The organism is Rathayibacter sp. VKM Ac-2762 (assembly GCF_009866585.1).
Classification (GTDB): Bacteria; Actinomycetota; Actinomycetes; order Actinomycetales; family Microbacteriaceae; genus Rathayibacter.
The window spans coordinates 909,721-926,016 of the sequence record NZ_CP047419.1; the positions used below are offsets into that span (position 1 = coordinate 909,721).

Consider the following 16,296-nt stretch of genomic DNA (forward strand, 5'->3'; position numbering starts at 1 on the left):
CGCCGAGCCGTCCGCCCCGCGCTCCGCGAGGCCGCCCGATGACCGGCGGTCTCCTGCTCCGGGGCGCCCGCCTCCTCGGCTCGTCCCGACCCGGTGCCGTGCTCCTGCGCGACGGCCGCGTGGAAGCGGTCGGACCGGACGCCGCCGCCGCCCCGGGCGACGAGGTGCGCGACCTCGACGGGCGCTGGGTGCTCCCCGGCCTCTGGGACGAGCACGTCCACTTCTCCCAGTGGGCGATGACGGCACCGCGCCTGGACGTCTCGTCAGCCGACTCGGCCCGCGGAACGGCGGACGCGGTCCGACGTCGCCTGGCGGAGGAGCCCGGTACCGGCACGCTGATCGGCTTCGGCTTCCGCGACGGCCTCTGGCCGGAGCCGCCCACGACCGCGCTCCTGGACGAGGTCTCTCCGGAACGGCCCGTCGTGCTGATCAGCGGCGACCTGCACTGCGCCTGGCTGAACTCCGCCGCGTACCGGCGCTACGCCGTCGCTCCCGAGCCCGAGCTGCTGCGCGAGGACGCCTGCTTCGAGCTCGTCACCGCACTCGGCGCCCTCGGCGACGACGAGCTCGACGCACTCGCCGACGCGGCGGCGCGGCGGGCTGCGGCTCGCGGGGTGGTCGGCGTCGTCGACCTCGAGATGCGCTGGAACGCGGGGGACTGGCCCCGTCGCGTCGACGGCGGAACCCGCTCCCTCCGCGTCGACACCGGCGTCTACCGCGACCACCTCGACCGCGCCCTCGCGGAGGGACTGCGCACTGGCGACGAACTCGACGGCGGTGACGGCCTGCTGCGGATGGGCCCGCTCAAGGTCCTGATCGACGGCTCCCTCAACACGAGGACCGCCTACTGCGCCCACCCCTACGCCGACCACGACGGCAACGGCGTCCTCACCGTGGAGCCCGCCGAGCTGGACGAGCTGCTCGCCCGCGCGGCCGCCGGGGGCATCCGCTCCACCGTGCACGCGATCGGAGACGCCGCGGCGACGCTGGCTCTGGACGCGCTCGGCCGGGTCGGCGGGGGCCGGATCGAGCACGCTCAGCTACTCGCGGAGACCGACCTTCCGCGGTTCGCCGCGCTCGGCGTGGAGGCCGGAGTGCAGCCCGCGCACGCGCTCGACGACCGCGAGGTGGCGGAGCGGTACTGGCCGGGACGCACCGGCCGGGCGTTCCCGCTGCGCTCGCTGCTCGACTCCGGGGCCCGCGTGGTGCTCGGCTCGGACGCTCCGGTCGCTCCGCTCGACCCGTGGGTCGCGATCTCGGCCGCGGTCGCGCGGGCGCTGCCGGGCGACGAGCCCTGGCATCCGGAGCAGCGGGTGAGCGTCGAGGAGGCGATCGTCGCCTCGACCCGGGTGCGCCGGCTCACGCCCGCGGCCGGCGATCCCGCCGATCTGGTGGTGGTCGACCGCGATCCGCTCGCCGCCGATGCAGGAGCCCTCCGATCCATGCCGGTCGCCGCGACCCTCCTGGCGGGCCGCTTCACGCACGGCGGCTGACCCGCGCCCGTCGCGACTCCGGCTGCTCCGGATCGCGCGGACGGGCCGGGGAACGACGACGGCCCGCGGGATCCGAGGATCCGCGGGCCGGTCGAGGCGTGGTGCTCAGCTCTCGCTGACGTGGGCGAAGAGGAACCAGCGGTCCTTCTCGAGGCCGCGGCCGATCTCGATCGCGACGTCCTGGCTGCTCGCGTCGATCTCGGCGAGCTCGGCGATCGCCGTGTTGACGGTCGCGATGGCGACGTCCATCTGGCGGATGATCTCGACGATCGCGTTCTCGGAGCGCTGGAAGCCGGGGGTGAGGGGTTCGGACCGCGTCGCCGAGGCGACGGTCTGGATGCGGGCGTCGACCGGGAGGCCGAGGGCGACGACGCGCTCCGCGGCGAGGTCGGCCCACTCGATGGCGCGGCCGACGATCGCGTCGAGCAGCTCGTGGACGCCGATGAAGTTGGCGCCGCGGACGTGCCAGTGCGCCTGCTTGCCGTTGACGGCGAGCGCGGTCATCTCGACGACGACGGGGCTGAGGAACTGGGCGACTCCGGATGCGACATCCGGGTTCGACGAGGTGAGCGACGTGACGGACGTGGTGGACATCGTCTGGTCCTTTCGAGAGGGGGTGACTGATCGTCAACAGTACGCAGATCCCTCGGCGCCGCAAGGAAGCGCAGGCTCGGCTCAGTCCGGTGAAGGACAGGCTCACCTCTGTCGCGGAGGGGCGTCACGGGGGCTTCCCCCCGGGTGCCCGGAGCCGTGCCGCCGGTACGCTCGACCGGGTCGCGGCGGCGGCGGGAGCGGACAGGAGGCGCGGATGAGTGGAGCATCGACGGCCCTCGGCGAGGCCTCGCGCGCCTACCTCCGGCTCTGGCGCGGACTGCCCCGGGAGGTGCTCGCGCTGGTGGCCGCGATCCCGGTCGCGCTCCTCGGCGCCTTCTGCGCCGGCGTCGCGCTGGCCGTCGCGCTCGGGCTCGTCGGAGTCCTGATCGGCCTGGTGTTCCTGCCCGCCGCCCTCTACGCGGCGCGCTTCTTCTCGCGGGCCGCCGTCGGCCTCGACGTGCTGGCCGGACGGCCCGCCGTCCCCCGGCCGCAGTGGCGGCGATCGCCCTCCTCCGTCACTCCGTCGACCTTCGCCCTCTACGGTCCGGTGATCGACGGGCACTACTGGCTCGCTCTCCTGCACACGCTCGTCGTGGCTCCGGTGCTCGCGCTGCTGTCCGGACTGCTCCTCGCGCTGTGGACCTGGGCGGGCCCGGGCACGGTGGCCGCCGCGCTCACGGGGGCCCCCGGTCCGGCCCGCCTGCTGGCCGAGAGCGGGGCCGCTCTGCTGGGCGCCCCGCAGCCTCCGGCGGGACTGGTCGCCGCGGCGACGGTCGCCACGACCGTCCTCTTCGTCTCGACCCTGCCGTTCGCCACCCGCGGCCTCTCCCTCCTGCACTGGCTGGTCGACCGTCTCCTGCTCGGCCCGTGGGAGTCGGAGGCGCTCCAGCGCGAGGTCGCCGAGCTGAGCGCCTCCCGCGGCGCAGCCGTCGCCGCCGAGGACCGCGCGCTGCGCCGACTCGAGCGCGACATCCACGACGGCCCGCAGCAGCGCCTGATCCGGGTCCAGATGGACCTGGCCTCGGCCCGCAACCGACTCGCCGCCGACCCGGAGTCCGCCGCCCGCCTGGTCGACGAGGCTCGCGAGCACGTGCGCGCCGCGCTCGACGAGCTGCGCGCCCTCTCCCGCGGAGTGGCGCCGCCGATCCTGCAGGACCGGGGCTTCGAGGCGGCGGTGCACTCGCTCGCCGAGCTCAGCCCGGTGCCGGTCGAGGTCCTCACCGAGCACCCCGTGGCGGACGTCCCGCCCGAGGTCGAGCGCAGCGTCTACTTCGTCGTCGCCGAGCTGCTCGCCAACGCCTCCAAGCACTCCCGTGCCCGATCGGTGCGGGTGCACCTCGACACCCGCGACTCCGGCACTCCGGGGGAGCGCTGGCTCGACGCCTGGGTGGTGGACGACGGAGTCGGCGGGGCGTCGCCGGTCGCCGGTCACGGTCTCGAGGGGGTCGGCGGGCGCGTCCGGGGCCTGCGCGGGATCCTGAGCGTGGAGTCGCCGGTCGGCGGGCCGACCACGGTCGGGGTGCACGTCCCCTACCGCCCGGCCGCCCTATCCTGAGGGCGTGCCCGTGATCCGCGTCGCCATCGCCGAGGACTCGGTCCTCCTGCGCGAGGGCCTGGTCCGCCTCTTCGAGGACGCGGGGTTCGCCTCCGTCGGCGCCTTCGGGGACGCGGACGCCCTGCTCGCCGATCTGGCGCGGGACCCGGCCGGGGTCGACGTCGCCGTGCTCGACGTCCGGATGCCGCCGACCTTCCGCGACGAGGGCGTCCGCGCGGCGCTGGAGATCCGCCGGCGCTACCCGCAGGTGTCGGTTCTGCTGCTCAGCCAGTACGTCGAGGTCACCTACGCGCAGGAGCTGCTCGGCTCCGGCGACGGCGGACTCGGCTACCTCCTGAAGGACCGGGTCGCCTCCGTGGAGGAGCTGCGCGACGCCGTCGAGCGCGTCGCAGCGGGCGGAACCGTCCTCGACCCGCAGGTCGTCGCCTCGCTCCTGCAGCGCAACCGCGACCCGCTCGCCTCGCTGACCCCGCGGGAGCGGGAGGTGCTGGAGCAGATGGCCCAGGGGCGCACGAACGCGGGCATCGCCTCCGCTCTCTTCGTCGGCGTGGGCGCCGTGGAGAAGAACGTGACCGCGATCTTCCAGAAGCTCGGGCTCGAGGACTCGGGCTCCGACCACCGGCGGGTGCTGGCGGTCCTCGCCTTCCTGCGCGCCGGGCGCTGACCACCGGAGAAGAGGAGAACCCGATGCCGTCGAGTCCTGCGGAGGGCGCCCGCGTCCTCGCCCTGACCGGGGGACGCGTCCCGGAGATCGCCGACACCGCGTGGGTCGCTCCGGGCGCCACCGTGATCGGCTCCGTGCGCCTGGGGGAGCGGGCGAGCGTCTGGTACGGCGCCGTCCTGCGCGCCGAGCACGCGCGGATCGAGCTCGGCGCCGGCAGCAACCTCCAGGACGGCGTCGTCGTCCACGTCGACGCCGACTACGACGCGGTCATCGGCGCCGGAGTCTCGGTCGGGCACAACGCCGTGCTGCACGGCTGCACCCTCGAGGACGACGTGCTGGTCGGCATGAGCGCGACCGTCCTGAACGGGGCCGTCGTCGGCACCGGCTCGCTGATCGCCGCGGGCGCCGTCGTCCTCGAGGGGACGGTCGTCCCGCCGGGCTCGCTGGTGGCGGGCGTCCCCGGGAGGGTCCGGCGGGAGCTGACGGAGGAGGAGCGCGAGGGCATCCGCCGGAACGCCGCCTCGTACCTCGCCCTGACGGAGGAGCACCGCGGCGCGGTCGGCTGAGCACGTCCGGAACGCCTCGGAACGACGAAGAGCCCCGGACGTCCGGGGCTCTTCGAGAGGAGAGGGGCTGACGAGAATCGAACTCGCATCATCTGTTTGGAAGACAGAGGCTTTACCACTAAGCTACAGCCCCGAATCGCTGGTCTGACGACCGCGAACCGGTGCGTCCGGATCTCTCGACCGGGCACCAGGACAGCGTAGTACATCGCGCGAGCACCGTGGACACCCCGGTCGTCCTCCGCCGCGCGGTTCCGGTCGCCGCTGCCGCGGTGCAGTACACTTGCGAAGGCCATTTCGGCGTGTCGCGCAAGCGCACGTGCGGGGACGGCTCGACGAGAGTCTCACGCACGGTGCCCAGGCCCGCGCATCCGGGGCGTAGCTCAGCTTGGCTAGAGCGCCCGCTTTGGGAGCGGGAGGTCGCAGGTTCGAATCCTGTCGCCCCGACCACGAGTACTCATCGTGACGACATCGACCCGTGACGACCGTCATCCGGCGCCGACACCAACCAGCACAGGAGATCCCCTCACGTGAAGACCACGGTAGAACAGCTGAGCCCGACCCGCGTGAAGCTCGCGATTTCGGTCACCCCGGACGAGCTCGGCCCCAGCATCACGCACGCCTACGGCCACATCGCCGAGCAGATCAACGTCCCCGGCTTCCGCAAGGGCAAGGTCCCGCCCGCCATCGTCGACCAGCGCGTCGGCAAGGCCGCGGTGCTCGAGCACGCGGTCAACGAGGGCCTCGACGGCTTCTACCGCGAGGCCGTCCGCGAGACCGAGGTCCGCCCCCTGGGCCGCCCGCAGGCCGACATCGTCGCCTGGCCGAGCGACAAGGACTTCACCGGCGACCTCGAGCTCGCCATCGAGGTCGACGTGCGCCCCGAGATCACCGTCCCGGACTACGACGGCATCGAGCTCACCGTCGAGGCGGCCGAGGTCACCGACGCCGACGTCGACGCCGAGCTGGACAAGCTCCGCAGCCGCTTCGGCACCCTGGTCACCGTGGACCGCCCGGCGAAGACCGGCGACTTCGCGCAGATCGACCTGGTCGCCTCCATCGACGGCGTCGAGGTCGACACCGCCAACGCCATCTCGTACGAGCTCGGCTCGGGCGAGCTGATCGAGGGCATCGACGAGGCGCTCGACTCGCTCACCGCGGGCGAGAGCACCACGTTCACCGCTCCGCTGCTCGGCGGCGACCACGCCGGCGAGCAGGCCGAGATCGCCGTCGCGCTCACCGCCGTCAAGGAGCGCGAGCTCCCCGAGGCCGACGACGACTTCGCGCAGATCGCCAGCGAGTTCGACACCATCGCCGAGCTGCGCGAGTCGCTCAAGGAGCAGGCCGCCCAGCAGAAGACCTTCGGCCAGGGCGGCGAGGCCCGCGAGAAGCTCGTCGAGGCGCTGCTCGCCCTCGTCGAGGTCCCCGTGCCCGCCGGTCTCGTCGAGGACGAGGTGCACCGCCACCTCGAGGGCGAGAACCGCCTCGAGGACGACGAGCACCGCGCCGAGGTCAAGGAGGCCAGCGAGAAGACCTTCAAGACGCAGATCCTCCTCGACCACGTCGTCGAGCAGGAGAAGGTCCAGGTCAGCCAGGACGAGCTCACGCAGTACCTCATCCAGGGTGCGGCGCAGTACGGCATGGAGCCGAACGAGTTCATCAAGATCCTGTCCGAGAACAACCAGATCGGCCAGATGGTCGGCGAGGTCGCCCGCAACAAGGCGCTCGCGATCGTCCTCGGCAAGGCGAAGGTCACCGACACCGAGGGCAACGCCGTCGACCTGACCGCGTTCACCGCGGTCCCCGGTGACGACGAGGCCGTCGAGGCCTCCGACGAGGCCGTCGCCTCGGACGAGACCGAGGTCGTGGAGGAGGCTCAGGCCGCCGCCGACGCCGAGGTCCCCGCGGAGCCCGTCGCCGAGGAGCCCGCTGCCGAGGAGGAGCCTGCCCCGGCCCCCAAGAAGAAGCGCGCGCCGGCCAAGAAGAAGGCCGCCGCTCCCGCCGAGGAGACCCCGGCCGCGGAGTAGTCCCCGCGAGCACGTCAGGAGCCGCCCCCCGATCCGTCGGAGGGCGGCTCCTCTCGTTGCGGGGCTCCGGTCCGCCCCGGGCGAACACGGGCGACTCCCGCTCCGCCCCGGGCGAACACGGCCGGATCGGCCTGGCGGCGTCCGATAGATTCGCCTCCGAAGCGACAACTGAAACGGAGCAATACATGGCCGACATGGTTATGCCCAACAGTGTTTTCGACCGCCTGCTCAAGGACCGGATCATCTGGCTCGGTTCCGAGGTGCGCGACGAGAACGCGAACGAGATCGCCGCGAAGCTCCTGCTCCTGGCAGCCGAGGACTCCGAGCGGGACATCTACCTCTACATCAACTCGCCCGGCGGCTCCATCACCGCGGGCATGGCGATCTACGACACGATGCAGTTCGTCCCGAACGACATCGTGACCGTGGGCATCGGGATGGCGGCCTCCATGGGCCAGCTGCTCCTCACCGCCGGAACCCAGGGCAAGCGCTACATCACCCCGAACGCGCGGGTGCTCCTCCACCAGCCGCACGGCGGCTTCGGTGGCACGGCCTCCGACATCCAGACCCAGGCGCAGCTCATCCTCGACATGAAGAAGCGCCTCGCCGAGATCACCGCCAAGGCGACCGGCAAGACCGTCGAGCAGGTCAACGAGGACGGCGACCGCGACCGCTGGTTCAGCGCCGAGGAGGCCCTCGCCTACGGCTTCGTCGACCACATCCGCTCGTCGGCGACCGACGTGGCCGGCGGTGGCGGAACCGCCATCGACGAGTAGTCCAGCGAACGCGCCGAGAGATCAGGAACAGACAATGACCACACCCACCTTCGGCGGAACGGCGTTCGGCTCCGGAGCCGCACCGTCCTCGCGCTACATCCTCCCCACGTTCGAGGAGCGCACGGCCTACGGCTACAAGCGCCAGGACCCGTACGCCAAGCTCTTCGAGGACCGCATCATCTTCCTCGGAGTCCAGGTCGACGACGCCTCCGCGGACGACATCATGGCCCAGCTCCTCGTGCTCGAGAGCCAGGACCCGGACCGCGACATCGTCATGTACATCAACTCGCCCGGTGGATCCTTCACCGCGATGACGGCGATCTACGACACGATGCAGTACATCCGCCCGCACATCCAGACGGTCGTGCTCGGCCAGGCCGCCTCGGCCGCCGCCGTGCTCACCGCCGCGGGAACGCCCGGCAAGCGCCTCGCGCTGCCGAACGCGCGCATCCTCATCCACCAGCCCGCCGTGCAGCAGGGCGGGGGCCAGGCCTCGGACATCGAGATCCAGGCCGCCGAGATCATGCGCATGCGCGAGTGGCTCGAGGAGACGCTGTCGCACCACTCGAACCGCTCGATCGAGCAGGTCAAGAAGGACATCGACCGCGACAAGATCCTCGGCGCGAGCGACGCGCTCGAGTACGGGCTGATCGACCAGGTGCTCACCAGCCGCAAGAGCCTCCCGGCTCTCACGGCGTAGGGCGTCCGGGAGGGGCCGGGTGGCGGAGCGATCCGCCGCCCGGCCCCTCTCTGCGTCCTCCGTCGCCGTAGCAAAGCGCCACACGAGGCGCAAGCCACGGCGAATCCGGCCCGCCTGCCGAGCCCTCGCGGCTCAGCGGCTAGGCTCGGAGCAGTGTCAGGGGGCTCGTCCCGCTCGCACCGGCCGGAGCTCCGGGCTCCGTTGCACGACCGACCGACGCACGACAGACGCACGACAAGGAAGTGGGGCATCCCCGTGGCACGTATTGGCGAAAGCGCCGACCTGCTGAAGTGCTCCTTCTGCGGCAAGAGCCAGAAGCAGGTCCAGCAGCTCATCGCGGGACCGGGCGTCTACATCTGCGACGAGTGCGTCGAGCTCTGCAACGAGATCATCGAGGAGCGCCTCTCCGAGTCGAGCGAGGAGACGAGCCACGAGTTCGACCTCCCGAAGCCGAAGGAGATCTTCGGCTTCCTCGAGGAGTACGTGATCGGGCAGGAGCAGGCCAAGAAGGCCCTCGCCGTCGCCGTGTACAACCACTACAAGCGCGTGCGCGCCCGCAACACCATCACCGCCGCCGACGCGATCCACGACGAGGTCGAGATCGCCAAGAGCAACATCCTGCTCATCGGCCCCACGGGATGCGGGAAGACCTACCTCGCCCAGACCCTCGCGAAGCGCCTCAACGTGCCCTTCGCCGTCGCGGACGCCACGGCCCTCACCGAGGCGGGCTACGTCGGCGAGGACGTCGAGAACATCCTCCTCAAGCTCATCCAGGCCGCCGACTACGACGTCAAGCGTGCCGAGACCGGCATCATCTACATCGACGAGGTCGACAAGATCGCGCGGAAGGCCGAGAACCCCTCGATCACGCGCGACGTCTCGGGCGAGGGAGTGCAGCAGGCACTGCTCAAGATCCTCGAGGGCACCGTCGCCTCCGTGCCCCCGCAGGGCGGGCGGAAGCACCCGCACCAGGAGTTCATCCAGATCGACACGACGAACGTCCTCTTCATCGTCGCCGGCGCCTTCGCCGGACTCGAGGACATCATCTCGTCGCGGGCGGGCAAGCGCGGCATCGGCTTCGGCGCCCCGCTGCACAACAAGGAAGACGAGATCAACATCTTCAGCGAGGTCCTCCCGGAGGACCTGCACAAGTTCGGGCTGATCCCCGAGTTCATCGGGCGCCTCCCGGTCGTCACGACGGTCACGCAGCTCGACCAGGTCGCGCTCATGCAGATCCTCACCGAGCCGCGCAACGCGCTCGTGAAGCAGTACCAGCGGATGTTCGAGATCGACGGCGTCGAGCTCGAGTTCGACCGGGGCGCTCTCGAGGCCATCGCGGACCTGGCGGTCCTCCGTCAGACCGGCGCCCGCGGACTGCGCGCGATCCTCGAGGAGGTGCTCGGCCCGATCATGTTCGAGGTGCCCTCCTCGGACGAGGTGGCGCGCGTCGTGGTCACCCGCGCCGCGGTGCTCGACAACGCGGCCCCGACGATCGTGCCCCACGCTCCCCGTCGCCAGGAGAAGAGCGCCTAGTCGCTCCCCGCCCCGCTCTGCCAGTTCACCGCGATTGGCCCGGCGGATCGTCGGGCGAGGCGCTCCCGCTTCCCTAACCTGGCGGAGCGCGCCGACGGCGCGTCCGGTCGCCTCGGTGCCGGTCGATCCTCCGGGAGGCTCCGCCATCGTCCAGCCGCTGCTCGCCGGGATCGTCGCCGCCCTGACCGGCTTCTCGAGCTCGTTCGCGATCGTGCTCGCCGGGGTGGTCGCGGTGGGCGCCACCGACGTGCAGGCAGCCTCGGGCCTCCTCGCCGTCTGCGTGCTGCAGGGGGTCCTCTGCATCGTGCTGAGCATCCGCTACCGCGTGCCGATGACTTTCGCCTGGAGCACGCCGGGAGCCGCCCTGCTGGCCGCGACCGCGACGCTCCCCGGTGGTTTCGACCGCGCGGTCGGGGCGTTCCTGGTCGCCTCCGCTCTGCTGGTGGTCACCGGGCTGTGGCCGGCGCTCGGGAGGCTCGTCGCGCGCATCCCGCGGCCGCTCGCGAACGCCATGCTCGCGGGCATCCTGTTCCCGCTCGTCCTGGCGCCGGTGCGCGCGGCGGTCGAGATCCCCGCGCTCGCGCTGCCGGTGATCCTGCTCTGGCTGCTGCTCCTGCGGCTCCTGCCCCGCTGGGCGGTGCCGGCCGCGATCGCCCTGGCGATCGTGCTGCTGATCGTGACGGACGGCGCGGCACTCGCCGGTGCGCCGCTGCTCCCCGTGCCGCAGTTCGTCGCTCCGGTGTTCGAGATCGGAGCGATGGTCGGGATCGGCCTGCCGCTCTACGTGGTCACCATGGCCGGGCAGAACATCCCGGGCATCGCGGTGCTGACGAGCTTCGGCTTCGCGGCCCACTCGCGTCCCGGGATCGTCTCGACCGGTGCTCTCTCCGGGGTCTCGGCGATCTTCGGCGGCGTGCCGATCAACTACGCCGCGCTCAGCGCCGCGCTGACCGCGGGTCCCGAGGCCTCGCCGCGGCCGGAGCAGCGCTGGGTCGCCTCGGTCTCGGCGGGCGCCTCCTACCTCGTGCTGGGCGTGTTCGCCGGAGCGGCCGCCGCGCTGGTGTCCTCCGCGAGCCCGCTGCTGATCGAGGCGGTCGCCGGTCTGGCGCTCCTGGGGGTGTTCGTGTCGGCGGTGCAGGCCGCCGTGGAGGACGCGCGGCTGCGGCTGTCGGCGGCGGCGACGCTCCTGGTCACCGCCTCCGGCACGACCATCGCAGGGATCGGCTCGGCCTTCTGGGGCCTTGTCGTGGGACTCGTCCTCCTCGCCTGGCTCGTCCCCCGGCGCCGCTAGAGGAGGCCGCGGCGCGCGAGCAGCGGCTCGGTCCGCGCATCCCGCCCGCGGAACGCGCGGTACGCGTCGAGCGGATCGCGGGAGCCGCCGAGCTCGAGCACCCCGCGGCGGAAGCGCTCGCCCGCCGAGCGGTCGAGGCCGCCGTTCTCCTCGAACCACTCGACCGTGTCCGCGTCGAGGATCTCGCTCCAGATGTAGGAGTAGTAGCCCGCGGAGTAGCCGCCGGAGAAGACGTGCGCGAAGTACGTGCTGCGGTAGCGGGGCGGCACGGCGGGGAGGAGGAGGCCCGCGCCGTCGAGCACCTCGCGCTCGAAGGCGGCCGCGTCGCGCGGCTCGACCGGGGCCGGCAGGGAGTGCCAGGCGAGGTCGAGCAGGGCGGACGCCAGGTACTCGCTCGTCGCGAAGCCCTCGCCCCACAGCGCGGACGCCTCGAGGCGCTCGACGGTCCCCGCGGGCAGGGCCTCGCCGGTCTCGACGTGGCGGGCGTACTCGGCGAGGAGCCCGGGGCGGCGCACCCACGTCTCGTTCACCTGGCTCGGGAACTCGACGAAGTCCCGGAACACCGCGGTACCGGCGAAGCGCGGGTACCGCGTGCTCGCGAACAGGCCGTGCAGGGCGTGCCCGAACTCGTGGAACAGCGTCTCCACCTCGTCGAGGCTGAGAAGGGCGGGCTCGCCCGCGCCCGGAGCCGACAGGTTCAGGTTGTTCACGACGACGGCGGAGTCGCCGAGCAGCGAGGTGCGGCTGGAGAGGGAGTTCATCCACGCCCCGCCGCGCTTCGAGTCGCGGGTGAAGGGATCGAGCAGGAACAGGCCCAGCGGGGTCCCGTCCTCCTCGTGCACCTCGAACACGCGGACGTGCTCGCTGTAGCCGGCCAGGTCGCTCCGCTCCGAGAAGCGGACGCCGTAGAGACCGGTGGCGGCGGCGAACACGCCGTGCCGGAGCACCCGCTCGAGCTCGAAGAAGGGACGCAGTGCGCTGGAGTCGACGGAGTAGCTCTCCGACCGCACGCGCTCCTCGTAGTAGGCGCGATCCCACGCCTCGATCGTGAAGCGCGGCGCTCCGGCGGCGTCCTGCTCGGCGTCGGCGGAGGCCTGCATCCGCTCGAGTTCGATCCCCGCGTTCCGGGCGGCGGGAGCGGCGAGCTCGCGCAGCAGCGACAGGACGCGCTCCGGCGAGCCCGCGGTCTGGCCCGAGATCACGAACTCGGCGTGCGAGGCCGCGCCCAGCAGAGCTGCGCGCTCGGCCCGCAGCGCGACGATGCGCTGCAGGGTCGCGGTGGTGTCGTGCGGCCCGCCTTCCGCACCGCGGCCGACAGAGGCGCGCAGGACGCGCTCGCGGACGCCGCGGTCGCGCAGACGCGCGAGCCAGGGGTGTCCGGAGTAGAGGGGCAGGGTGATCAGCCAGCCGTCGACGCCGCGGTCGGCGGCGGCGCGCGCGGCGGCCGAGACGTCGGACTCGTCGAGCCCGTCGAGGCCGGCGACGTCCTCGAGGAGGACGGCCCGGTCGTTCGACTCGGCGAGCAGGTCCTTCTCGAAGCGCGTGGTCAGGGTCGACAGCTGCTCGTTCAGCTCGCCGAGCCGTGCCTTCCCCGCGTCGTCGAGGAGCGCACCGGAGCGCTCGAACCCGGTGATCCTCCGCTCGAGGAGGTAGGCCGTCTCGGCGTCGAGGTCGAGCTCCGTCGACTGCTCGGCGAGAGCGCGGAGCCGGGCGAACAGGCGCGGGTCGAGGCTGATCGCATCGCTGTGGGCCGAGAGCAGCGGAGCGAGCTCGGCCTCCAGAGCGTCGGTGAGCGGAGTGCGGTCGGAGGCGGCGACAGTGAAGAAGACGGCGCTCACCCGGCGCAGCTCGCGGCCCGCCCGCTCGAGGGCGACGAGGGTGTTCTCGACGGTCGGCGGCTCGGAGGCGCCGGCGATCGCGTCGATCTCGGCGCGGTGCCGGCGGAGGGCCTCGAGGAACGCCGGGCGGTAGGCCTCGGGGTCGACGGCGGCGAAGTCGGGGAGCCCGTGGGGGAGTCTGCTCGGCTCGAGCAGGACGGCGACGGGATCGGGAGCGCTCATCCTGCGAGCCTAGAGCGCGAGCGGGGGAGAGGGCTCCGGCTCAGGATCGCAGGAAGCGCGCGCTCACCGGGCTCGGCGACCGCGCCGCGAAGGGGCGTCAGCCCCAGTCGTCGTCGTCCTCGCCCTCCACGCGGCCCTGCGGCTGCGTGATGTAGGCGGCGTCATCGGCGGGACGGTAGGTGATCGTCGTGCCGTCGTCGAGTTCGAGGACGGGCCTGCCCTCGAGCCAGGTGAGCGTCCAGCGCCAGTCGGCGGTCGCCGTGCCGGCCGCGGCGAGCTCGCCCTCGACGTCGCCGATGGCGGTGACGACGATCTCGGGGAGGGTCTGCGGCGGCACCTGGCCGACCGACCAGCGGGTTCCGAGCTGCATGGGAGGGGTCCTCTCGACGGTGGGGAGGGAGGCGGGACCATTCCCGCCTCCCGGGAGCGGCGCTACGCCTCGGTCTCGAGCTCGATGCCGACCGCGAGGGCGTCGCCCTCGGCGAAGTCGAGCGTCGCGATCCTGCCGACGGCCGCGAGGTCTCCCGCGGCGAGTCGGAGAGACGCGACGAGCTCGGCGGGCGCCGTCACCAGGGCGGAGCGGGCCGGCGTCTTCTGCGAGGCCTTCGCATCGGTCTTCGCGCGCCGGATGGCCGTGAGGACGGAGCTCGCCGCGGCCAGGACGGCGGGGTCGCCGCCCAGGCCCTCGACGGCCGGCCAGGGGCGCAGGTGCACCGAGTCGTCGTGCGACCACGACCAGGTCTCCTCCGTCGCGAACGGCAGGAACGGCGCGAACAGGCGCTGGAGGACGTCGAGCGCCCGGTGCAGGGCGGCCGCGGCGGACGCGCCGTCCTCGCTGTACGCGCGCTCCTTCACCAGCTCCAGGTAGTCGTCGCAGAACGTCCAGAAGAACGCCTCCGTCGTCTCGAGGGCGCGGGCGTGGTCGTAGTTCTCGAGCGCCGTCGTCGCGTCGGCGACCACGGTGTCGAGGGTGGCCAGCATGCTGAGGTCGAGAGGGTCGGTGACCTCGGCGCCCTCGGCGAGAGGGAACCCGTGGATGAACTTCGCCGCGTTGAGGATCTTGATCGCCAGTCGGCGGCCGATCTTGATCTGCGTCGGGTTCTGCGGGTCGAAGGCCGCGTCGGTGCCCAGGCGCGAGGAGGCGGCCCAGTAGCGGACCGCGTCCGAGCCGTGCTGCTCGAGCATCGCGGCGGGAGTGACCACGTTGCCCTTCGACTTCGACATCTTCTTGCGGTCGGGGTCGACGATGAAGCCGGAGACGGTCGCCGTGCTCCACGGGGCGCGGCCGTCCTCGAGCTGCGAGCGCAGGAGGGTCGAGAAGAGCCAGGTGCGGATGATGTCCTGGCCCTGCGGGCGCAGGTCGTAGGGAGCGACCAGCTGCCAGAGCTCGTCGTCGCGCTCCCAGCCGCCCGCGAGCTGCGGGGTCAGCGAGGAGGTCGCCCAGGTGTCCATCACGTCGAGCTCGCCCTGGAAGCCGCCCGCAGCTCCGCGCTGGTCCTCCGAGTAGCCGGGGGCCGGGTCGCTGGAGGGATCCACCGGCAGCGCCGCCTCGTCCGGCACGATCGGGGAGTCGAAGACGGGGTTGCCGTCGCCGTCGAGCGGGTACCACACCGGGATCGGCACGCCGAAGAAGCGCTGGCGCGAGATCAGCCAGTCGCCGGAGAGGCCGTTCACCCAGTTCTCGTAGCGGACGCGCATGAACTCCGGCACGAAGCGCACGTCGCGGCCGAGCTCCAGCAGGCGCTCCTTGAGCACCGCGTCGCGAGCGCCGTTGCCGATGTACCACTGGCGGGTCGACACGATCTCGAGCGGCTTGTCGCCTTTCTCGAAGAACTTGACCTGGTGGGTGATGGGGCGCGGGTCGCCGACCATCTCGCCGGACTCCTTCAGCAGCGCCACGACGGCCTGCTTCGCGGAGAAGACGGTCTTGCCGGCGAGCTGCTCGTAGGCGGCGCGGCCCGCGTCGCTCGTGATCGCGGCGGGCGCCTCCGAGATCAGGCGGCCGTCGAAGCCGATGATCGCGCGGTTGGGCAGGTCGAGCTCGCGCCACCAGACCACGTCCGTGGTGTCGCCGAAGGTGCAGATCATCGCGATGCCCGAGCCCTTGTCCTTCTGCGCGAGGTGGTGCGCGAGCACCGGGACCTCGACGTCGAAGAGCGGCGTGCGGACGGTGGTGCCGAACAGCGCCTGGTAGCGCTCGTCGTCGGGGTGCGCGACGAGGGCGACGCAGGCCGGCAGCAGCTCGGGACGGGTCGTCTCGATGAAGACGTCCTCGCCGCCCTCGCGGTGGAAGCCGAGGCGGTGGTAGGCGCCGGGCTGGTCCTTGTCCTCGAGCTCCGCCTGGGCGACGGCGGTCCGGAAGGTGATGTCCCAGAGCGTCGGGGCCTGCGCCTGGTAGGCCTCGCCGCGGGCGAGGTTGCGGAGGAAGGCGCGCTGCGAGGCGGCCTGCGACTCGTCGCCGATGGTCCGGTAGCTCTGCGACCAGTCGACGGACAGGCCGAGGGCTCGCCAGACGTCCTCGAACTGCTTCTCGTCCTCGACGGTGAGGCGCTCGCACAGCTCGACGAAGTTGCGGCGCGAGATCGGCTTCTGGTCGGCGGCCTTGCTGCTCTTGTTGTCGCCGCCCTCGAACGGAGGCGTGAAGCCGGGCTCGTAGGGGAGCGTCGGGTCGCAGCGCACACCGTAGTAGTTCTGCACGCGGCGCTCGGTGGGCAGGCCGTTGTCGTCCCAGCCCATCGGGTAGAAGACGCTCTTGCCGCGCATCCGCTGGAACCGCGCGACGACGTCGGTGTGCGTGTAGGAGAAGACGTGCCCGATGTGCAGCGACCCGGAGGCGGTGGGCGGCGGGGTGTCGATCGAGTAGACGTCGGCGCGGGTGAGGCCGGTGCGGTCGAACCGGTAGGTCCCGTCGGTCTGCCAGCGGAGGCCCCACGTGCCCTCCAGGCCCTCGAGGGCGGGCTTCGCGGGGAGGCGGTCGGCGAGGGTCATGATGCTCCGGTTCGCTATGGGCGGCACCGTGTCGGTGGTGATGGTGCCTGGA

Annotated in this window: 13 protein-coding genes and 2 tRNA genes; 10 read left to right on the forward strand and 5 right to left on the reverse strand. The window is 72.3% G+C overall.

What is annotated here, in order from left to right; genetic code table 11:
* Positions 1-38 precede the first annotated feature (38 nt).
* Positions 39-1,493, forward strand: a complete 1,455-nt coding sequence (locus GTU71_RS04360) for an amidohydrolase family protein (protein WP_159939373.1) — start codon at positions 39-41, stop codon at positions 1,491-1,493.
* 105 nt (positions 1,494-1,598) lie between these two features.
* Here GTU71_RS04360 and GTU71_RS04365 read toward each other — a convergent pair whose 3' ends face one another.
* Positions 1,599-2,087 (reverse strand): DNA starvation/stationary phase protection protein, encoded by a 489-nt coding sequence (locus tag GTU71_RS04365; RefSeq protein WP_104232536.1) that lies wholly within the window; start codon positions 2,085-2,087, stop codon positions 1,599-1,601.
* 214 nt (positions 2,088-2,301) lie between these two features.
* Here GTU71_RS04365 and GTU71_RS04370 point away from each other — a divergent pair, with 214 nt between their 5' ends.
* The 3 genes from GTU71_RS04370 to GTU71_RS04380 are packed head-to-tail and all read left to right on the forward strand — an operon-like array spanning position 2,302 to position 4,872.
* On the forward strand, positions 2,302-3,642 hold the full coding sequence (locus GTU71_RS04370; protein ID WP_208543608.1) for a histidine kinase: 1,341 nt from the start codon (positions 2,302-2,304) through the stop codon (positions 3,640-3,642).
* A gap of 4 nt (positions 3,643-3,646) precedes the next feature.
* Positions 3,647-4,306, forward strand: a complete 660-nt coding sequence (locus GTU71_RS04375; protein WP_104247297.1) for a response regulator transcription factor — start codon at positions 3,647-3,649, stop codon at positions 4,304-4,306.
* 23 nt (positions 4,307-4,329) lie between these two features.
* Complete coding sequence (locus GTU71_RS04380; protein ID WP_159939374.1) at positions 4,330-4,872, forward strand: gamma carbonic anhydrase family protein; 543 nt, start codon at positions 4,330-4,332, stop codon at positions 4,870-4,872.
* A 62-nt stretch (positions 4,873-4,934) separates the two neighbouring features.
* Here GTU71_RS04380 and GTU71_RS04385 read toward each other — a convergent pair.
* Positions 4,935-5,005: transfer RNA gene (locus GTU71_RS04385), tRNA-Gly, on the reverse strand.
* Between the two features lie 236 nt (positions 5,006-5,241).
* On the opposite strand from GTU71_RS04385, the gene GTU71_RS04390 reads away from it, so the two are divergent.
* The 6 genes from GTU71_RS04390 (at position 5,242) to GTU71_RS04415 (ending at position 11,196) form a co-directional block, all read left to right on the forward strand.
* Positions 5,242-5,319, forward strand: a tRNA-Pro gene (locus GTU71_RS04390).
* Positions 5,320-5,399: 80 nt separating this feature from the next.
* A complete protein-coding gene (gene tig, locus GTU71_RS04395) occupies positions 5,400-6,896 on the forward strand; it encodes a trigger factor (RefSeq protein ID WP_104232539.1) in 1,497 nt (498 codons plus the stop codon).
* A 185-nt stretch (positions 6,897-7,081) separates the two neighbouring features.
* Positions 7,082-7,672 (forward strand): ATP-dependent Clp protease proteolytic subunit, encoded by a 591-nt coding sequence (locus tag GTU71_RS04400; RefSeq protein ID WP_097165884.1) that lies wholly within the window; start codon positions 7,082-7,084, stop codon positions 7,670-7,672.
* A 34-nt stretch (positions 7,673-7,706) separates the two neighbouring features.
* The gene (locus GTU71_RS04405; RefSeq protein WP_068253282.1) at positions 7,707-8,372 is read left to right on the forward strand and encodes an ATP-dependent Clp protease proteolytic subunit; all 666 of its coding nucleotides are present in this window, start codon (positions 7,707-7,709) and stop codon (positions 8,370-8,372) included.
* A 255-nt stretch (positions 8,373-8,627) separates the two neighbouring features.
* Positions 8,628-9,905 carry an ATP-dependent Clp protease ATP-binding subunit ClpX gene (gene clpX, locus GTU71_RS04410; RefSeq protein ID WP_104223693.1) on the forward strand — a complete coding sequence of 426 codons (1,278 nt, stop codon included), beginning with the start codon at positions 8,628-8,630 and terminating at the stop codon, positions 9,903-9,905.
* A 115-nt stretch (positions 9,906-10,020) separates the two neighbouring features.
* The gene (locus GTU71_RS04415; protein ID WP_159939375.1) at positions 10,021-11,196 is read left to right on the forward strand and encodes a benzoate/H(+) symporter BenE family transporter; all 1,176 of its coding nucleotides are present in this window, start codon (positions 10,021-10,023) and stop codon (positions 11,194-11,196) included.
* Here GTU71_RS04415 and GTU71_RS04420 read toward each other — a convergent pair.
* The 3 genes from GTU71_RS04420 to valS all read right to left on the reverse strand — a co-directional run bounded on the left by GTU71_RS04420 (position 11,193) and on the right by valS (position 16,244).
* Complete coding sequence (locus GTU71_RS04420; protein ID WP_159939376.1) at positions 11,193-13,256, reverse strand: M3 family metallopeptidase; 2,064 nt, start codon at positions 13,254-13,256, stop codon at positions 11,193-11,195. The genes GTU71_RS04415 and GTU71_RS04420 overlap by 4 nt on opposite strands.
* Positions 13,257-13,353: 97 nt before the next feature.
* Entirely contained in the window at positions 13,354-13,626 is a 273-nt protein-coding gene (locus tag GTU71_RS04425; protein ID WP_159939377.1) for a hypothetical protein, read from the reverse strand.
* A 62-nt stretch (positions 13,627-13,688) separates the two neighbouring features.
* On the reverse strand, positions 13,689-16,244 hold the full coding sequence (gene valS, locus GTU71_RS04430) for a valine--tRNA ligase (RefSeq protein ID WP_159939378.1): 2,556 nt from the start codon (positions 16,242-16,244) through the stop codon (positions 13,689-13,691).
* Positions 16,245-16,296 lie beyond the last annotated feature (52 nt).